The organism is Rhizobium skierniewicense Ch11 (genome assembly GCF_023757665.1).
Lineage (GTDB): Bacteria > Pseudomonadota > Alphaproteobacteria > Rhizobiales > Rhizobiaceae > Agrobacterium > Agrobacterium skierniewicense.
Genome location: NZ_RXPG01000030.1, coordinates 124,935 through 141,371, shown reverse-complemented (window position 1 = coordinate 141,371; position 16,437 = coordinate 124,935). Strand labels below are relative to the sequence as shown.

The following is a 16,437-nucleotide window of genomic DNA, read 5'->3' as shown; positions in this document are numbered from 1 at the left end:
ATCAAGCCCTCTCACGAAGGATCCAGCCGGAAATACCGCGCGGCAGGATGCGAATGACGATGATGACTGCGACCAGTAGACCGATCTGGCCCGCCAGTTGCCCTTGCCATGACGTGAGGCCCGCTTTGACGGCACCCAGAACAAGGGCAGCAGGTGCGGTTCCGAGGAAGATGTCCGCTCCACCCACGACCACCGTCACAAAAGCTTCGACGACAAAGGCGCTTCCCATTGTCGGCACGAGCGTCATGGTCGGGGCATAGAGGCCGCCCGCCAGTCCTGCGAGCGCCGCGCCAAGGCCGAAGGTCAGACTGTAGACGAGGCCGGTGTTGACGCCGAGGGCTTGGGCAATATGCGGCACCTGGATCGTTGCGCGTGCCAGAACACCGAAACGGGTCTTGGTGAAGCCAAGCCATAGAAGACCGAGCGTTGTCAGAGCCGCGCCCATCAGCACAACGCGGTAGATCGAATAGGAGTAGGGACCGACGGCAAAGCTGCCGAACGGGGTGCCGGTTCCGGGCATGATGGAGCCGAGCAGGATCAGCGTGCTTTGGGTGACGATCATCGACACGCCCCAGGTCGCAACAATCGTATCGAGAGGACGATCGTAGAGCGGGCGGATGACGATCCTTTCGACCAGCATGCCGGCGATACCCGCCGCAAGCGCGCCCGCAAGGACGGCGAGCGGCAGCGGTAGGCCTGCGCGGGCACTCGCCGAGCAGACGTAAGCGCCGCACATGATGAATTCGCCATGTGCGAGATTGATAACGCCCATCATGCCGAAAATGATGGCGAGGCCACAGGCAGACAGCACGAGAAAGGCGAACGCGTCTCCGGTCTGATAGAGGAAGCTGAAGAGTGTATAGAACACAGTCATAGGGAAAGACGTCCTTGCTTCTCGCCTTTTAGGAAGGGTGGCCGGGGACATCGTGCCCGGCCGGGCCGGTATCAGTTGGCCGCAGGTGGCGGGCTGGATGGCGTATATTGTGCGCTCGGATCATTCTTCGTCAGGTCACAGCCCGCGCTCCCCAGCCAGTACGGCTTAATGTCGTTCCAGACCTTCGGGAAGCTGATGGAGTGATCATCGTTGACCTTTGCCAGATAGATCGTGTGCGACATATGCTGGCTCTTTGGATCAAGGCAGACCTTGCCCTCAGGCGCGTCGTAGCAGACATCGCCCTGAGCGATAACCTTGCGCAAGTCGTCCTTCTTGGTGGATCCGCTGGCACGTTCGACCATCTGCTTGTACAGGTAGACGGCCAGATACGAGTTCTCCGCTTCCTGATTGATGTAGGGTTCGTTCGGGAACTTCTTGTGCCATCTCTCGACAAAGGCTTTCGACTGGGGATTGTCGACTTCCTCGATCCAGTTGACGGTCGCATACATGTTGGCAAGGCTCGGTGGCTTGAAGCGCTTGTGCTCGTAGCCCTGGCCGACATTGACGGACGATGCCATCGGCTTGTTCACATTCGCCGCCGCGGCCTGCTCGTAATAGGATGCCTGCGCGGTACCGACCAGAAGGGTGACGATGAAGTCAGGCTTGGCAGCCTGGATGTTCTGGATCGTCTGCGAGAACTGCGAGACGCCAAGCGGAACGAACTCTTCACCAACCATTTCGCCGCCGTTTTCCTTGACGATGTTGCGGACCCATTCGGCAGATATCTGTCCGAAATTATAGTCCGCAGCGATGGTGTAGACCTTCTTCCCGTAGGTCTCCATCATATAAGGGAGCAGGGTCGAGAACTGCTGTTCCGGCACGGCTCCGGTGACGACCATATTGGCGTCGCAGACACCGCCTTCGTACTGATTGTTATAGAAGGCAAAGCCGTCGAACTGGTTGACAATAGGACGGTACGCCTCGCGGGACGCTGAGGAAAAGCCAGCGAAGACGGCATCCACCTTGTCGCGCTGTAGCACGCGGCGCATGAATTCCTGATAGCGGGTGTTGTCAGACTGGGTGTCATAGATGACCAGTTCCAAAGGCCGACCGGCGATGCCGCCAGCGGCATTGATCTCTTCGGCCGCCAGCTGGATGCCGTGGACTTTTCCGATTGTGGCGGCAGCAAAGTCGCCGGACTGGTCTTCGAGTACGCCGAGTTTGATCGGCTCCTGGGCACGTGCCATGCTGGAGCAAAGCAAAATCAGGCCAAGCGCCGTCACGGCGCCGTTAAGCGTCTTCATCATTCTGTTCTCCATGGAGGTGGGTTGGCTACTCGGCGACGGCCTGCTTCTTGTCAGGTTCCGTCTCGTCAGTGGTTTTCATCGTGCTTCGTTGAACGACGCTTTCACAGTAGGCTTCCAGGCTGAGACGTGCGCGCATGCTTTCCCTGCGCAGCATGGCGAACGCTCCCTCATCGTCGAGGGAATGGGATTTCATGACCAGTGTCACCGCCTTGATGACGTGGCGGCGATAGCGGCGACGGTTTTCGAGCTCCTGGATCGATGACCGCAGGCCCGCCTTCTGCTCGAACGTGTTGATCGCGAGATAAAGAGCGGAAAAGATCGAACCGCTATGAACGGGCTTTGAAAGAAACGCGGTGGCGCCGAGCTGCATCAATGTGCGAAGTCGGCTTGGCGCTTCGATACCGACCAGACCGACCACAGGAATGTTTCTGAGCTCCTCAGCGCCGCCATGGGTCGTATCAGGGAAAAGGTTCAGGTCGCCATCAAAGAAAAGTACGTCACGCTGCGTCTCGGCTGTTTCAAGGACAAGACGGAATTCGTCATTGCCCGGCGAAAGCTGTTCCAGAGACATGCCAAGCCGTGTCACCATGGCAGTAATGGTATCGACGGCACGCATGTCGTTGCTGAGGACGAGCGCCCGACGTTGCCGAAAATTCTGAACGTAACGGTTTGACCTCATGACACGATCCTTAACGCTGGACGACGGGACGGCGCTTCACGGATAGCGGTGGAATGAATCAGATACGGGTCCGGCGCTATGGGGCTAGCCGCATCGAACAGAACATCGAAATGACCATCGCGGCGCGACAGCCCGATCCTGGGTGTTAGATATGTATGGAACGTACCGGGATCGATCGTCACGTCGCCCTGCGGGGCATTCAAATGCTGGCGGGCAGCACAGGTCTTGACGGCACGCATATTGTCGGTGCCGGCATCGCGCAGGGACTGGGCAAGCAGGAACATCGCCACGTAAGCGGCCTCCGCTTCGGCTGACGGCGCCTTCTCTTCCGGGAATGCGGCACAGTAATCACTGACAAACTGGCGATTTCTAACCGTGTCGATCGAGGCGAAATAGACGCTGGAGCTCAAGTGTCCATCGATAGCGCCTGGGCCGATCCGGTCAAGTTCCGGCTCCGACAGGTTGCAGCTTGCGACAGGATAGCGTTTTGCCTGATCGATGCCCCGTGCTTCACACGCGGCCCGAAAGGCGCGGAAGAACGTATAGGCGGATTCACCAATGAGAGAGTTGAAGACCACGTCCGGATCGGCGTCCAATATGGATTGGACGAGGAAATCGACATCTGTTTCGCCAACGGCCAGATAACGTTCGCCGACAACGGACCCTTGCCGCAGGGCAAGCTCCTCGCGCAGGACGCGATTGCTTTCCCACGCCCAGATATAGTTGGAGCCGACGCAGAAAATCCGGCGCCCGACATGACGCGTGACATAATCCACCAGTGGCAGCATGTGATGATTGGGTGATGCGCCGGTATAGATGACGTTGGCAGAACTTTCAAAGCCCTCATAGTGGGTGGGGTACCACAAAAGCGCGTCGCGTTTTTCAAAGACGGGAATGACTTCCTTACGGCTGGATGACGTGTAGCAACCCACCACGTTCTTGACCCCGTTGGCGATCATCGCCTCGGCGGCTGGCGCATAGGCCAGAGCATCGCCGCCTGGATCGCAAGCTATTGGCAGGAGTGTGACGCCAAATTCGCTATTGCTGTTGATCTGGTCGCAGGCGAGCATGGCGCCGTTTCGCATAGATCTGGCAACGGTTCCGTAAGAGCCGGTCACAGAGAACAATATTCCAACTGGAAATGCGTTGATCATGTCGAGGCAGCCAAAAGTTGAAACCTGATAGCAAAAGCTACTGGCGGCGACGTTGCCCGAATGAAAAACTGACAATAATGGCGCTTATTTGAGCATCTTTGCTCGCAGCCTCGAAATTAAGCTGACCTTTTGTTTCCCAATTGTCAAGTCACTGATTTCAACTTTTTTCGATGCGCTATTTTCCCTTGACGCCCTGTCCCGCCGGGTTGGATCCTATGCGCGTACAGGCGCTACGACGGCGACCTCGACGTGGAGATGACAATGGATCTGGGTTTGAAGGGCCTGCGGGCTGTGGTGACAGGCGGGACGCGCGGCATCGGCTTGAAGATTGCCGAAACGCTTTCGGCAGAGGGCGTAAGTGTCGCGATTTGTAGCCGGAATGCACAGGAGGCAACGTCGGTTGCCGCAGCCTTGGCCAATCCCGGCATCTCTACTTTGGGTAGAGCTGTCGATGTCGCGAATGGTGCCGCCCTCTCCGCCTGGGTGGACGAGGCCGCGACCGAATTCGGGGGCATCGACATCGTTGTTGCTAATGTCAGCGCACTCGCGGTCGGAAATGACGAGGCGAGTTGGCAACAGGGGTTTGACGTCGATATGATGGGGACGGTCCGGCTCGTCAATGCGGCAATGCCGCATCTGGAAAAAAGCAAGTGTGCATCGATTGTTGCGATCGCGTCGGTGTCCGCTAGGGAGATCGATTTTGCCGCCGGTCCGTATGGCGCATTCAAGGCGGCGTTGACACATTATACCCAGGGTCTGGCATATGCGCTTGCACCCAAAAATATCCGCGCCAATACCGTGTCTCCGGGCAATACCTATTTCCCCGGTGGCGTTTGGGAGAGCATCGAGAAAAACAATCCAGAGCTGTTTTCGGCATCGCTTGCCTTGAATCCAACCGGCCGTATGGCAACTCCGCAGGAGATTGCAAACGCAGTCGTCTTTCTCGCAAGCCCCGCCGCAAGTTTCATCTATGGAACCAACCTGGTGGTCGACGGTGCGCTAACCCGCGGCGTACAGCTTTGATTGTCTCAGCCGAGGACGGGTGCAACTGATCAATTGTGGAAAACGTCTATCTGGTGAACAGCACATCCCAGGCCTTATACCAACCGTCTTGATCAGAGCGTTTCCTTGTTAAATGGAAACGCTCTAACCTCATCAAGCAATTGAAGGTGCGCCTTACGTCCGCTTCGCCGCATCGTGAGAACCTCCAACGTATCTTCAAGCTCCAATCCCACTGTCCAGAGCGTGCATCAAATCCATCGATTGTCGGACAAATGCAAACGTCAACGACATGAGACACCCCAAAGTCGTGTCGTTAAAAGTCGCGTAAACGGCTCTGCGCGACAATATTTTTGAACAGGTCACAACAAATACCAATCACGGCCTTGAATGCGTCGCCTTCCAAAAACATCAATAAGACATTGATTTCGCTTGCTTCGGCTCAAACTGGCTCCACTCTGGCAACCAGTCCCGATGGGCAACAAGCAAGTCGTTAACAAGTGACCAAATCTGGTCAAGGTCGAGTTCTGCCGCCGTGTGGGGGTCCAGCATCGCTGCATGGAAAATGTGATCCCTGTTTTCCGTCATCAGCGCAGCCACCGTCAACTCCTGAACATTGATGTTCGTGCGCATCAGCGCAGTAAGCTGGGGCGGTAGATCCCCGATAAAGGTTGGCTGAACGCCATTGTGATCGACAAGGCACGGCACCTCTGCGGCACAATTGGCCGGCAGTGACGTGATGCAGCCATTGTTGCGCAGGTTGCCATAAATAACCGAAGGCTCACCCGTCCAGACGGAGTTGATGATGGAGGATGCATACTCCTTGGACTGCTGAACCTCGATCTTTTCTGCGGAACGATAGGCCGCCGCCTGCCCCTTCCAGCGCTCGATCTGTTCGATGCAGCGCTTGGGATATTCATCCAGCGGAATACCGAATTTCTCGATAAGGTCTTCGCGACCCTCCTTGATGAAATAGGGCGTGTATTCCGCAAAATGCTCTGAGCTTTCCGTGACGAAATAGCCGAGACGGGTCAGCATTTCATAACGGACCTTGTTCGTGCAGCGCGGGTTCCAGCCGGGTTTGGGCGCACGGCCCTCCCGGTATGCCCGCAAAAGATCAGGGTAGAGATTGCGATAGCTGCCATCCGGTTGACGATGTTCGAATTCCAGAAAGAACGCCATGTGGTTGATACCGGCGGAACGATAGCGGATTTCCTCGTAGGGAATATCGAGATCTTCAGCCAGCTCCATGGCCGTGCCCTGCACAGAGTGGCAAAGCCCCACCTGCCGGATCGTCGGGTATTTCTCGGCAATCGCCCACGTGTTGATGGCCATTGGGTTGACGTATTGCAGCATGATCGCATTCGGGCAGACGTCGAGAATATCGTCGCAGATTTTCCACAGATGCGGCACGGTGCGCAGCCCGCGCATGATGCCGCCGACACCCAGAGTATCGGCAATCGTCTGGCGCAGCCCGTATTTTTTGGGCACTTCGAAGTCCGTGACAGTGCAGGGCTCATAACCGCCAATCTGGAAGGCGACCACGACAAAATCGGCACCCGTCAGGGCCCGGCGCTGATCCGCATGGGTTTCGACGGTCGCTTTTACACCCAGCGTGGAAATCAGCTTGTTGACGACGATTGCGCTTTCCTCAAGCCGCTGCGGATTGATGTCCATCAGCGCAATCGTCGCGCCGGAGAGGGCGGGACGTTGCAGCACGTCGCCTATGATGTTTTTCATGAACACCGTCGATCCGGCGCCGATGAAGGTGATCCTTGGATTTCTTGCCATGTTTGTCTCCGATAGCAGGTCAGGCGATTTCAAATGCGGCTTTCACAAGCCGTTGGGTGTAGGCAGTCTGTGGATTGGCAAGCACGTCTTCCACGCCGCCCTCCTCCACAATGCGACCGCTCTGCATGACGATGACGCGGTGGCAGAGCGCGCGCACCACCTTCAGGTCATGAGAGATAAACAGGTAGCTCAGCCCCCTCTCATCCTGCAGCTTGCGCAAAAGCGCGATGATCTGGGACTGTACCGAAAGGTCGAGTGCAGACGTCGGCTCATCCAGCAGAATGAATTCCGGCTCCAACGCGACGGCACGGGCAATCGCGATGCGCTGGCGCTGGCCTCCGGAGAATTCATGCGGAAACCGCGAGAGAATATTGGTGGGCATGCCTGAGGCCGCCAGCGCATCGCACACCCGCTCCAGCCGCTCCGACCTGCTTGCGCCGAGCCCATTGACCACAAGCCCTTCCTCTATGATCTGGCCGATGGTCATGCGGGGGTTGAGCGATGAGAAAGGGTCTTGAAACACCACCTGCATCCGCGACCGCAAAGGGCGCATTTGCGCGCGAGACTTGTCGTGGATCGGCTCGTTATCGAACAGAATGCGGCCGCCTTCCGGTTCATTCAGGCGCAGCAAAGATTGTCCAAACGTTGTCTTTCCAGACCCCGATTCACCAACGAGGCCGAGCGTTTCATGTCTGCGAAGCGTCAGTCCCAGACTATCGACCGCGATCAGTTCCTTGAGTTGCGGCTTGAACAGACCGCCATGGCGCAACATGAAAGACACCCGCACATCGCTGGCTTCCAGCAAAGTCGTTGAACCAGAAGGTAGAGGCTTGGCCTGCCCTTGCGGTTCGGAATCAAGAAGCGTTTTGGTGTAGGGATGGCGCGGATTTGCAAAGATTTCTTCGGTCGCGTTGTGCTCGCGCACCTCGCCATGCTGCATGACATAAACATAATCGGAAAACTTCCGCACGATGGTCAGATCATGCGTGATGAGAACCACGGCCATGCCTCGGGCCTGTTGCAACTCCCTGATGAGGTTGAGGATTTGCGCCTGAACAGTCACATCAAGGGCGGTTGTCGGCTCGTCGGCAATCAGTACGTCGGGGTCATTCGATAGAGCCATTGCAATCATCACGCGCTGGCGCTGCCCGCCGGAGAGCTGGTGCGGATATTGTTTCAGCCGCGCTTCCGGGTCAGGAATATGGACTTGCTGCAGCAGTTCCAGCGCGCGCGCCTCGGCCTGCTTGCGGCTCATCCGGTTGTGAACGCGAATGGCCTCAACAATCTGGCTACCGATTGTGTAGATCGGGTTCAGTGAACTCATCGGCTCCTGAAAGATCATCGCCAGGCGGTTGCCACGCATTGCCCGGCGGGCGCGCTCCGGCAATTGCAGGATGTTCTTTCCTTCATAGGATACCGAGGCCGTTTTCGACACGATGGCGCGTTTGGACAATAGCCCCATAATGGTTCGCGCCGTTACGGATTTGCCGGAACCGGATTCACCGACAATCGCAATGGTCTCGCCGCGATAAAGCTGGAACGACACGCCTTTCACCGCATTGACGGTGCCATGTTCCACCTTGAAGTTCACAGCGATATTGCGCGCATCAATGATCGGCGCATCCTGACGTGATGCGTGGTCGAAGCGGAAATCAGGGGCAAAAGATGCCGGTGAGGAAGCAACCATTTCACTCTCCTCTCAGTAGGGATCGACAGCATCGCGCAGGCCATCGCCCAGCGCGTTGAAGGCAAAAACAGTGACCAGAACAAAACCGACCGGAGCCAGAATCCACGGATAGGAACCGATGACAGAGTAGGTGGCCGTATCCTGCAACATCAGCCCCCACGAGATCAGCGGAGGTTTGACGGCGAAGCCCAGAAAGCCGAGGAAGGATTCCAAAAGCACGACACTTGGAATGTGCAGCGTGACGGCAACGATCACATGGCTCATCACATTGGGCAGGATGTGCTGGAAAATGATGCGCCTGTCGGTCGCACCAATCGCCATGGCGGCCCGCACATAGTCGATACGCGCCAGCGCCAGCGTTTTGCCACGCACTTCACGCGACATCTGCGCCCAGCCCAGAGCCGACATGACGACCACAACGAAGGTGAGAAACACGTTGGTGGGTGCCGTTACCGGAATAAGCGATGTCAGCGCCAGATAAAGCGGCAGTTGCGGAAAAGCGAGAACGATTTCCACGAACCGCTGTACCCACGCATCGACAGCGCCCCCAAAGTAACCAGAAATCAAGCCAACGCTGGTGCCGATCACCGTCACGATGAAGACCACGCTCAGCGCGATGGACAAGGAAATACGCGACCCGTGAATGGCACGCGACAACACATCGCGACCGAACTTGTCGGTTCCCAGAAAATGTACCGCCTCACCATCCAAGGATCCAAAAAAATGCGTATCCATGGGGATCAGGCCGAAAAGCCTGTAGGGCGCGCCCTCGACGAAAAAGCCGAGATAGTGGGGATTATCGTAGTTCGGCCCGACGATGGGCTGGAATGTTATCGGGTCAAGTTCCTCGGTTTCCGCCATGCCGTAAACGCGCGGCCAAACGCTCAAACCGCCATCTTTTTCCCGAAAACTTATCGTCTGCGGCGGTGTGAAACTCGCGCCGGTTTCCGTAGGGTCCATGGGTGCAAAAAAGTCGGCGAAAAGGGCGATGACGATGAGGAGGACGACCAGAACAAGACCGACCATGCCGGTAAAAGAGCGCCGCAGACGACGCCAGACCAGCGCCATGTAGCCTTCATTGGCGCGCTGCTCGGCCACCATCACTGCCGGTTCCTGTTGCGCTGACGAATGAACAGCAACCATCTCACGCCCTCCCTAATTCGCGCACACGCGGATCGAGCATGGCCAGCAATATGTCTGCGATAATGTTGCCGATAATCAGCGTTCCGGCGAGAACCATCATGAAGGTGGCGGTCACGTAGACATCGCCTACGGCCATTGATCCGACAATGGCGGGACCAACGGTCGGAAGCGCGAATATGATGGCCGTTTCGATTTCGCCGGTCAGCATGTAGGGCAGAACGACGCCCTGATACATGACCAAAGGATGCAGCGCATTCGGCACGGCGTGGCGCATGATGACAGCGCCCTCCGAAAGCCCCTTGGCACGGGCGGTTTCGACATATTGCGCATTCAGCGTATCCAGCAGATTGCCGCGCATGACGCGCATATTGTAAGCCAGCCCGCCAAAGGTGGCGATGGCGACCACCGGCCAGACATGGCTGACGAGATCGACAAATTTCGCCCAGGACCATGGCGCACCGCCATATTGCGGAGAAAAGAAGCTGCCGATTTCGGCGACATTGAAGTGAAACACCATCAGGTAGACCATGATCAGCGCCATCAGGAAGCGCGGTATCGTCATGCCCAGAAATGCGATGGTCGAGAGAAGATTATCGACCCAGGAATATTGCCGTGTCGCGGCCCATATGCCGAAGGTAATGCCGAGAATGGACGCAAACAGGTGGCAGACCAGCGCCAGAAGCAGGGTGCGCGGCAGGCGCTCTCCGACCACGTCCGCAACCGGCTTGTTATAATAGAAGCTGTAGCCAAAATCGCCGCGGGTCACGATACCACTGACCCAGTTGACATATTGCACGACCATCGGCTTATCCAGACCGTGTTCGATGCGGTACGCCTGTGCCTGCGCTTGCGCCTGCTCGAAAGAAGCGCCGCCCTGATTCATAAGCTGTGAGCGAATATAATCCGCATAATCACCCGGTGGCGCCTGAATGATGGCAAAGGTTACGACGCTGAGGATCAGCATAACCGGCACTGCGGAGCCGAGGCGTACGAAAAAGAACCTGAGCATGACGAAATGTCTCCCTGCATTGCGGCCCGGCTTGTGACCGGTGCCGCCTTTATCCCCCGGTCCGGCCGCGCTTCACGCGCGACCGGTCATGGTGTCTCCGGGAGGGAGCTAGTTGATCGGTCCGGCATCACCCGGCTTGCCGGGCAGCTGCTGCGGGAAGAGCTCGTATTTGCCCTGACGGTCGGCGGCGACCCAAAGGCGCTCACGCATGATCGCATCTTCCGCCCAGTTGAACATGAAGATCGGCGTTCCCTGCGGCACGTTGGCGAAGCGCTTGTTGACGATCAGTGCACCGGGATATTCTGTCAGACCAATCGTGTAGAGGTTTTGCGTGTAGACCTTCTGATACTGTTTCATCAGTTCGGCCCGCTCCGCATTATCCTGTGATGCGATAAAGCGGTTGACGAGATCGACCATCTCTTTTTCGAACGGCATCAGGTCCACCTGCTTGCCTTCAGGCGCGCGGTGGTTCCAGCTGGTGCGCGGGCCGACAGGTGCAAGCTGCTCGGTGTTCTGCACCACGGAGGCAAGCTCTGTGGTGTTCCGGCGCACAAGCCAGTCGAACCGTCCACCATAATGTGCGTCGTCGCGCTGGTTGCCGTCGAGGGAGTTCAACACCACCCGCAGACCCAGCTTCGCCATCTGGCCAACCAGACCTTCCGCAAGGCTCTTGTCTGTCGTGTAGGTATTATTCACAAGCAGAACGATCTCGACGTTCTTGCCGCCTGCGGTGCCCGCCGGGAAGTTCACAAAGCCATCACCGTCCGTGTCCTTCAGGCCCACCTTAGCAAGAGACGCTTTTGCTCCTTCCAGATCATAGGGATAATAGACCGTCGAGTTGCGGTCATAAAAACTCGTGCCGGAAGAAATACCGCCGGGATAGATCGCCGTAAACGGGCCCTTGACCAGCGAGTCGCCGACCGCCTTGCGATCGATGGCAGATGTCACGGCCTCGCGGAAGTCCTGATTGCGGTTCAACTCGCGGATGGCCTGCTCACGCTCATCGGGCGCGCCCCAGCCATTGCCAGAGAAATTCATTTGAAGATTGTAACCGATCAAACGTGGACCGAATGCAAGGCGGGCCGGTGCCTTTTCGTCGGCGGCACGTTTGAGCGAAGCCACGAAGTTTTCCGGCTGCTCCAGATTGGAGAAATCGCCTGATCCGGCCACAGCCTGTACATCGCGGTCAGCCCACGTCGAAAGCTTGTAATGAACCTCGTTGAGATAAGGCAATTGCTGTCCCTTCTCATCGACCTTCCAGTAATAGGGGTTGCGGCGCAGGACGATAAGGTCATCGGGACGGTATTCAACCGGCGCCCACGCGCCCATAACCGGCATATTCATATATTCCGGCGGGAAGGCGTTCTTGAATTGGTTGTAGGTGTTCTTGGAGTATTTAGGATGCTGAGGCTTCAGGATATGCGCTGGTCCCGGGCAGAAGTTCGGATAGGCCATCGTGTAGAGATATTGCTTGGGAAATGCGCTTTTGAACGTCCATTCAACGGTGTAATCATCGATCTTGGCAAGCGTGGTTCCCTCTCCGAATGCTTCTGGTGAAGCACCACCGCCAAGCGGTGAGACGTTCGGATCGACAACCCCGTCTTCCCAGTAAAACATGATGTCTTCGGCAGTGAACGGAACGCCATCCGACCATTTCGCACCTTTGACGAGGTGCATCGTCAGCTTGTGGCCATCCTGCGACCAGTCCCAGCTTTTGGCGAGGTTGGGCAATGGCTCCGTATCCTTGGCTTCCACCTGAAATAGCGGCGCCGTGCGTGTGAGGCATTCGGACAGTGCGATATCAATGCCACCCCAACCCTGCGTCTGGCCAGCCATATAGTTCCAGCCCTCTGGCCGTCCACCGATGACGTGACGGATGGTATCGCCATAAACGCCGACACCGTCCGGCATATTCCCGGTCTTATAGACCAGCGGCTCTTCCGGCAGACGCTCCTTGAGTGGCGGCAGTTTGCCAGTCTTTTCAAACTTTTCCGAAACCCAGTCGGGCTCGCTGTAATTCGGCAGCGCCTTGAACTCCAGAATGGAATCGCGCTCCACATATTTTATCTTGCCTTCCGCAGGAAATTTGGCTGGTTCAGGTGGCGCGGATGTCTGGAAGGCATGGGCATTCATCGCGATCAGCGAAACGCCGAAACCAAGGCATGCACTCAAGAAAATCTTGCGTTTATGTTGCATCGTCATATCCTCCCAATGGCGCGACCAACACGCCCCTCCTTGATGGTTCTCGGAAACCGACTGCACCGACGCCTCCTCGCGCCGATGCGACCGTCAGTCAGTTAGACCGCCTGTTTCAATGTCGCTTTTTCGGCCCGCAATTCTTCAATCGATCTGACATTGCGACGCGCAGCACCTGCCCAATCGCGTGTCTTTACGGTGGATCTGGACAGACGATCCGTCGCAGCTGGAACGGCATGTGCGTATTGCGGCAACCAGCGGGCCTGCGCGACAACCATTTCATCCACCATCTGCCAGACCTCTTCCGGTGTCGATACAGCACCCACCAGCGGATCGTGCAGAACGGCAAGCTTCAGAAGATCGATGTCGCCGGTCACTGCCGCATGCACAGACATGCGCTGGACATTTATGGATGCCATGCAGGTTGCGGCACAAGCTTCCGGTATCGTGATGCCCGAAACCATATTGATGCCGAAACGATCCACGAAACCGGGCGATTCGATGATGGCATCCTGCGGCAGGTTGGTGATGACGCCGTTATTCCTGACATTAAAGTGGCCTCGATACACACGGCCTGTTTCCAGTGCTTCCAGGATGTGGCTCGCATGTTCGTTAGACCGCTTGGCCGGATCGACGGGCTTTGACGCAGACTCCAGAAACTGCGGAAACTCCGTTTCGAACCAGTTTCGGGTTTCCGTGGAATAGCGCAGGTAACCGCCGGTTTCGCCGTGGATCCAGTCGGACATGTCGATCCAGCGAGTGATTTCATCTGGCCGCTTGCGATACCATGGTAGATATTCTGACAGATGCCCGTTGCTTTCCGTCGAATAAACGCCAAAGCGTTTCAGCACATCGATGCGCAGCTTTTCCTGTTGCGAAAAAACCGGATGCGCTTCGAACGCTGCGATCAGTTCATCCTTACCAATCTTGCGGCCATTCAACTTCAGATCCACGAACCACGTCTGGTGGTTGATTCCGGAGCAGATGTAATCCAGTTCCGAAACAGACTTGGCACCCAGCACTTCGGCAATCTGTTCCGCGCCATGCTGAACACCGTGGCAAAGTCCCACCGTGTCGACCTTGCCGTATTCGATGGCCGCCCATGTGTTCATGGCCATGGGGTTGGCATAGTTCAGGAACTTGGCACCCGGCGCTGCGACTTCACGGATATCCTTGCAGAAATCCAGAATGACGGGAATGTTACGCTGCCCGTACAAGATACCGCCTGCGCAAATCGTATCGCCAACGCATTGGTCGATGCCGTATTTCAGCGGAATGCGGATATCGTCGGCATAGGCTTCAAGCCCACCGACCCGAACGCAACTGATGATATATTTCGCGCCCTCCAGCGCAATGCGGCGGTCTGTGGTGGCAGTGATCCTGACGGGAAAGTGGTTGGCTTCAACGATACGATCGAGGATCGCTTTGATCATCTCGAGATTATGCTCACTGAGATCCGTCAGCGCGACTTCCATATCGCGAAATTCCGGTACGCACAAAAGGTCGGTGAACAGTTTTTTTGTGAAGCCGACACTTCCTGCGCCAATGATAGCGATTTTGAAACTCATGTTGGCACCTTCGTTTGCGAAATGAATGCGAAAGACAGGCAGGCAACTGGTTCACGGGGCAAAGGCTTTAAAATCAGACAATAGCCGAAAAATATGGTTTCTCCTCCCATATCCTCCCCTTGAACGTCTCCTCGAAGCGGGATTATGATGATAATACCCGCAAGGGCCAGAGAAGGATTATGCTTTTATGGGTAATTTTGTGCTGCAGGATTTGATCGATCAGGGGCCATCCATGCGGACCGTGTCGCTACCGCGTGGCAGGCAAACGTTGCACACAATGCCCACCAGCAGCGGTTACGAAATTCGACATGGTAGCGGGTACGACTGGGATGGACGAAAGCGTGGACAGACGCCATTTACGGTGCTGCAGTACTGCATCAGCGGCCAGGGAAACCTGCGATACGAGAACAAAACCCATCGCATAGGGCCGGGCGAAACCCTGCTGCTGCTCGTTCCGCATAATCATCGCTACTGGCTGGAGGAAAACGGCCGTTGGGAATTCTTCTGGATATCCATGAATGGAGAAGAGGCGCTGCGCATTCAACAGGCCATTCTGTCTGTGACCGGGCCTGTCATAAGGCTCAAGCCGGATACCATCAATCAGCTTGCCCATTGCTGCTCACGGCTCGTCAACGGTGCTGAAACCCCGGGCGCTGCCTCCGCTGTTGCCTATGAGGCGGCAATGGTGCTGTACGATGATGTGTTCGGCTCGCATCCCTCTTTCGGCGGAGAATACCGCACCATGCAGCAAGTTTTGAGTTACATTGACAGCCATCTGGACCAGAGCCTGTCGGTCAACGACCTCGCCGCCGTTGCGGGCCTCAGCCGCGCGCATTTTTCCCGCATCTTCGCCGCCAATGAGGGCTTGCCACCTGCCGAATTCGTTCTGCAGAGACGATTGCGCCGCGCAGCAAAGCTTCTGACAACAGCGCCGAACTTGCCTATCAAGGAGGTGTCCGTGCGGTGCGGTTTCGATGACCCGAATTACTTTTCGAAAGTCTTTCGACGACTCTATAGCATCAATCCCAGCGAATTTCGCAGCACCGGCATGTATGCGAGCGTGCGACCGCATTGATCATAAATGTAAGCGCGCGAGTTGGGCAAGACTTTAGCACAAAGGCTTTCCGTTGCACACGATGCCTTTTCAAAGCTGGAACTCTCAGGTGAATGCGGCACATGTCCGGCTCTGCCACAGCCGCATGATGTTCGCACGAGCCTATATGCGCGAAAGCCAGGAATGGTGTTCGATGCGCACCACAAGGCCTTCGACTTCTTGCGTGGCAGTTGCACGCGTGGCATCTACGACAATAGGAAGACTGCATTATGCATCGAACAATATTTACAATACTATAAAATATATGAATTCATTTGGTTTTGATGATGATCGATTTTGGATTTATAGTTTCGACTGGACATTGACGCGACGTTGCGAATTTGTCGACGGCTGCGACGACGCTGGGCCATTCGTCACAATAATCATCGATCACCATGGTGCCGTGAGGTCTCAGTATAGGCCAGTATCTCTCCAGATCATCCGTTACCGATTTTTCGTCATGACCACCATCGATGTGTATCAGATCCACAGTTATCGACAGTTCTGACATAATTTCTGCCGCGTTTGATGAGGTTTGTTGAAGCGGCAGGATATAGTCTTGCATGCCGGCGTGGGCAACATTGCTCAAGAACTGCCAGTAAAGCTGCGGAGAGCCGTGTCGGATGCGCAGATCTTTTCTAAAGTCACCGAATTGGTGCGGAATCCAGTGTTCCGAACTCCCCAGGAACGTATCTACCGCGATGACGACGCCGTCTACCGCCTGTTCTCTGAGACGTCTGGCCAAGGCCAGAGTTGATCCGCCCTTCCAGACGCCAACATCAATGATCGTCTTCGGCGCGCTGCGCTCGAATGCCCTGTCAAAGGCGAGACTATCGCTATTCCACCCCTGCAGGTCCTCATCATACTGCGGCGTGTAACCTTGAAACGGATCTTCCGAATGTATCATAGATGTTATACGATCGCGTTCGGCTGTCAT

General features: G+C 56.4%; 13 protein-coding genes and 1 pseudogene. 3 read left to right on the top strand and 11 right to left on the bottom strand.

The window, feature by feature from the left end; all coding sequences use genetic code 11:
• Position 1: 1 nt before the first annotated feature.
• The 4 genes from EKM04_RS20570 to EKM04_RS20555 all read right to left on the bottom strand — a co-directional run bounded on the left by EKM04_RS20570 (position 2) and on the right by EKM04_RS20555 (position 4,014).
• Positions 2-874, bottom strand: coding sequence for an ABC transporter permease subunit (locus tag EKM04_RS20570; protein WP_183893131.1), 873 nt, complete (start codon positions 872-874; stop codon positions 2-4).
• 71 nt (positions 875-945) lie between these two features.
• Positions 946-2,121, bottom strand: a complete 1,176-nt coding sequence (locus EKM04_RS20565) for an urea ABC transporter substrate-binding protein (protein ID WP_234910854.1) — start codon at positions 2,119-2,121, stop codon at positions 946-948.
• Between the two features lie 85 nt (positions 2,122-2,206).
• Entirely contained in the window at positions 2,207-2,860 is a 654-nt protein-coding gene (locus EKM04_RS20560) for an ANTAR domain-containing response regulator (protein WP_183893127.1), read from the bottom strand.
• Positions 2,857-4,014, bottom strand: a complete 1,158-nt coding sequence (locus EKM04_RS20555) for a transporter substrate-binding domain-containing protein (RefSeq protein ID WP_183893125.1) — start codon at positions 4,012-4,014, stop codon at positions 2,857-2,859. Before EKM04_RS20555 ends, EKM04_RS20560 begins: the two co-directional genes overlap by 4 nt.
• A gap of 261 nt (positions 4,015-4,275) precedes the next feature.
• Between EKM04_RS20555 and EKM04_RS20550 the strand changes: the two genes are divergently transcribed.
• Entirely contained in the window at positions 4,276-5,037 is a 762-nt protein-coding gene (locus EKM04_RS20550) for an SDR family NAD(P)-dependent oxidoreductase (protein ID WP_183893123.1), read from the top strand.
• Positions 5,038-5,424: 387 nt separating this feature from the next.
• Here EKM04_RS20550 and EKM04_RS20545 read toward each other — a convergent pair whose 3' ends face one another.
• From EKM04_RS20545 to EKM04_RS20520, 6 genes are all read right to left on the bottom strand, one after another.
• A complete protein-coding gene (locus EKM04_RS20545) occupies positions 5,425-6,804 on the bottom strand; it encodes an alpha-glucosidase/alpha-galactosidase (protein ID WP_183893121.1) in 1,380 nt (459 codons plus the stop codon).
• Positions 6,805-6,823: 19 nt separating this feature from the next.
• Positions 6,824-8,491: an ABC transporter ATP-binding protein gene (locus tag EKM04_RS20540; RefSeq protein WP_183893119.1), complete on the bottom strand. Its 1,668-nt coding sequence runs from the start codon at positions 8,489-8,491 to the stop codon at positions 6,824-6,826.
• Between the two features lie 12 nt (positions 8,492-8,503).
• Positions 8,504-9,592 (bottom strand): ABC transporter permease, encoded by a 1,089-nt coding sequence (locus EKM04_RS20535; protein ID WP_234910853.1) that lies wholly within the window; start codon positions 9,590-9,592, stop codon positions 8,504-8,506.
• Positions 9,593-9,635: 43 nt separating this feature from the next.
• A complete protein-coding gene (locus tag EKM04_RS20530; protein ID WP_174155327.1) occupies positions 9,636-10,643 on the bottom strand; it encodes an ABC transporter permease in 1,008 nt (335 codons plus the stop codon).
• 108 nt (positions 10,644-10,751) lie between these two features.
• Positions 10,752-12,839 (bottom strand): ABC transporter substrate-binding protein, encoded by a 2,088-nt coding sequence (locus EKM04_RS20525; RefSeq protein ID WP_183893117.1) that lies wholly within the window; start codon positions 12,837-12,839, stop codon positions 10,752-10,754.
• A 101-nt stretch (positions 12,840-12,940) separates the two neighbouring features.
• The gene (locus EKM04_RS20520) at positions 12,941-14,407 is read right to left on the bottom strand and encodes an alpha-glucosidase/alpha-galactosidase (RefSeq protein ID WP_174155331.1); all 1,467 of its coding nucleotides are present in this window, start codon (positions 14,405-14,407) and stop codon (positions 12,941-12,943) included.
• 187 nt (positions 14,408-14,594) lie between these two features.
• Between EKM04_RS20520 and EKM04_RS20515 the strand changes: the two genes are divergently transcribed.
• On the top strand, positions 14,595-15,482 hold the full coding sequence (locus EKM04_RS20515) for an AraC family transcriptional regulator (RefSeq protein ID WP_183893116.1): 888 nt from the start codon (positions 14,595-14,597) through the stop codon (positions 15,480-15,482).
• Between the two features lie 88 nt (positions 15,483-15,570).
• Positions 15,571-15,731, top strand: a pseudogene (locus EKM04_RS20510) (IS21 family transposase); the annotation flags it as partial.
• 40 nt (positions 15,732-15,771) lie between these two features.
• Here the strand turns inward: EKM04_RS20510 and EKM04_RS20505 are convergent.
• The gene (locus tag EKM04_RS20505; protein ID WP_183893115.1) at positions 15,772-16,437 is read right to left on the bottom strand and encodes a class I SAM-dependent methyltransferase; all 666 of its coding nucleotides are present in this window, start codon (positions 16,435-16,437) and stop codon (positions 15,772-15,774) included.

Bases quoted from the DNA above. Each gene is read 5' to 3' on its own strand.
- EKM04_RS20560 (WP_183893127.1), bottom strand. From the start codon at position 2,860: ATGAGGTCAAACCGTTACGTTCAGAATTTTCGGCAACGTCGGGCGCTC.
- EKM04_RS20550 (WP_183893123.1), top strand. From the start codon at position 4,276: ATGGATCTGGGTTTGAAGGGCCTGCGGGCTGTGGTGACAGGCGGGACG.
- EKM04_RS20530 (WP_174155327.1), bottom strand. From the start codon at position 10,643: ATGCTCAGGTTCTTTTTCGTACGCCTCGGCTCCGCAGTGCCGGTTATG.
- EKM04_RS20545 (WP_183893121.1), bottom strand. From the start codon at position 6,804: ATGGCAAGAAATCCAAGGATCACCTTCATCGGCGCCGGATCGACGGTG.
- EKM04_RS20565 (WP_234910854.1), bottom strand. From the start codon at position 2,121: ATGGCACGTGCCCAGGAGCCGATCAAACTCGGCGTACTCGAAGACCAG.
- EKM04_RS20505 (WP_183893115.1), bottom strand. From the start codon at position 16,437: ATGACAGCCGAACGCGATCGTATAACATCTATGATACATTCGGAAGAT.
- EKM04_RS20555 (WP_183893125.1), bottom strand. From the start codon at position 4,014: ATGATCAACGCATTTCCAGTTGGAATATTGTTCTCTGTGACCGGCTCT.
- EKM04_RS20520 (WP_174155331.1), bottom strand. From the start codon at position 14,407: ATGAGTTTCAAAATCGCTATCATTGGCGCAGGAAGTGTCGGCTTCACA.
- EKM04_RS20540 (WP_183893119.1), bottom strand. From the start codon at position 8,491: ATGGTTGCTTCCTCACCGGCATCTTTTGCCCCTGATTTCCGCTTCGAC.
- EKM04_RS20570 (WP_183893131.1), bottom strand. From the start codon at position 874: ATGACTGTGTTCTATACACTCTTCAGCTTCCTCTATCAGACCGGAGAC.
- EKM04_RS20525 (WP_183893117.1), bottom strand. From the start codon at position 12,839: ATGCAACATAAACGCAAGATTTTCTTGAGTGCATGCCTTGGTTTCGGC.
- EKM04_RS20535 (WP_234910853.1), bottom strand. From the start codon at position 9,592: ATGGTGGCCGAGCAGCGCGCCAATGAAGGCTACATGGCGCTGGTCTGG.
- EKM04_RS20515 (WP_183893116.1), top strand. From the start codon at position 14,595: ATGGGTAATTTTGTGCTGCAGGATTTGATCGATCAGGGGCCATCCATG.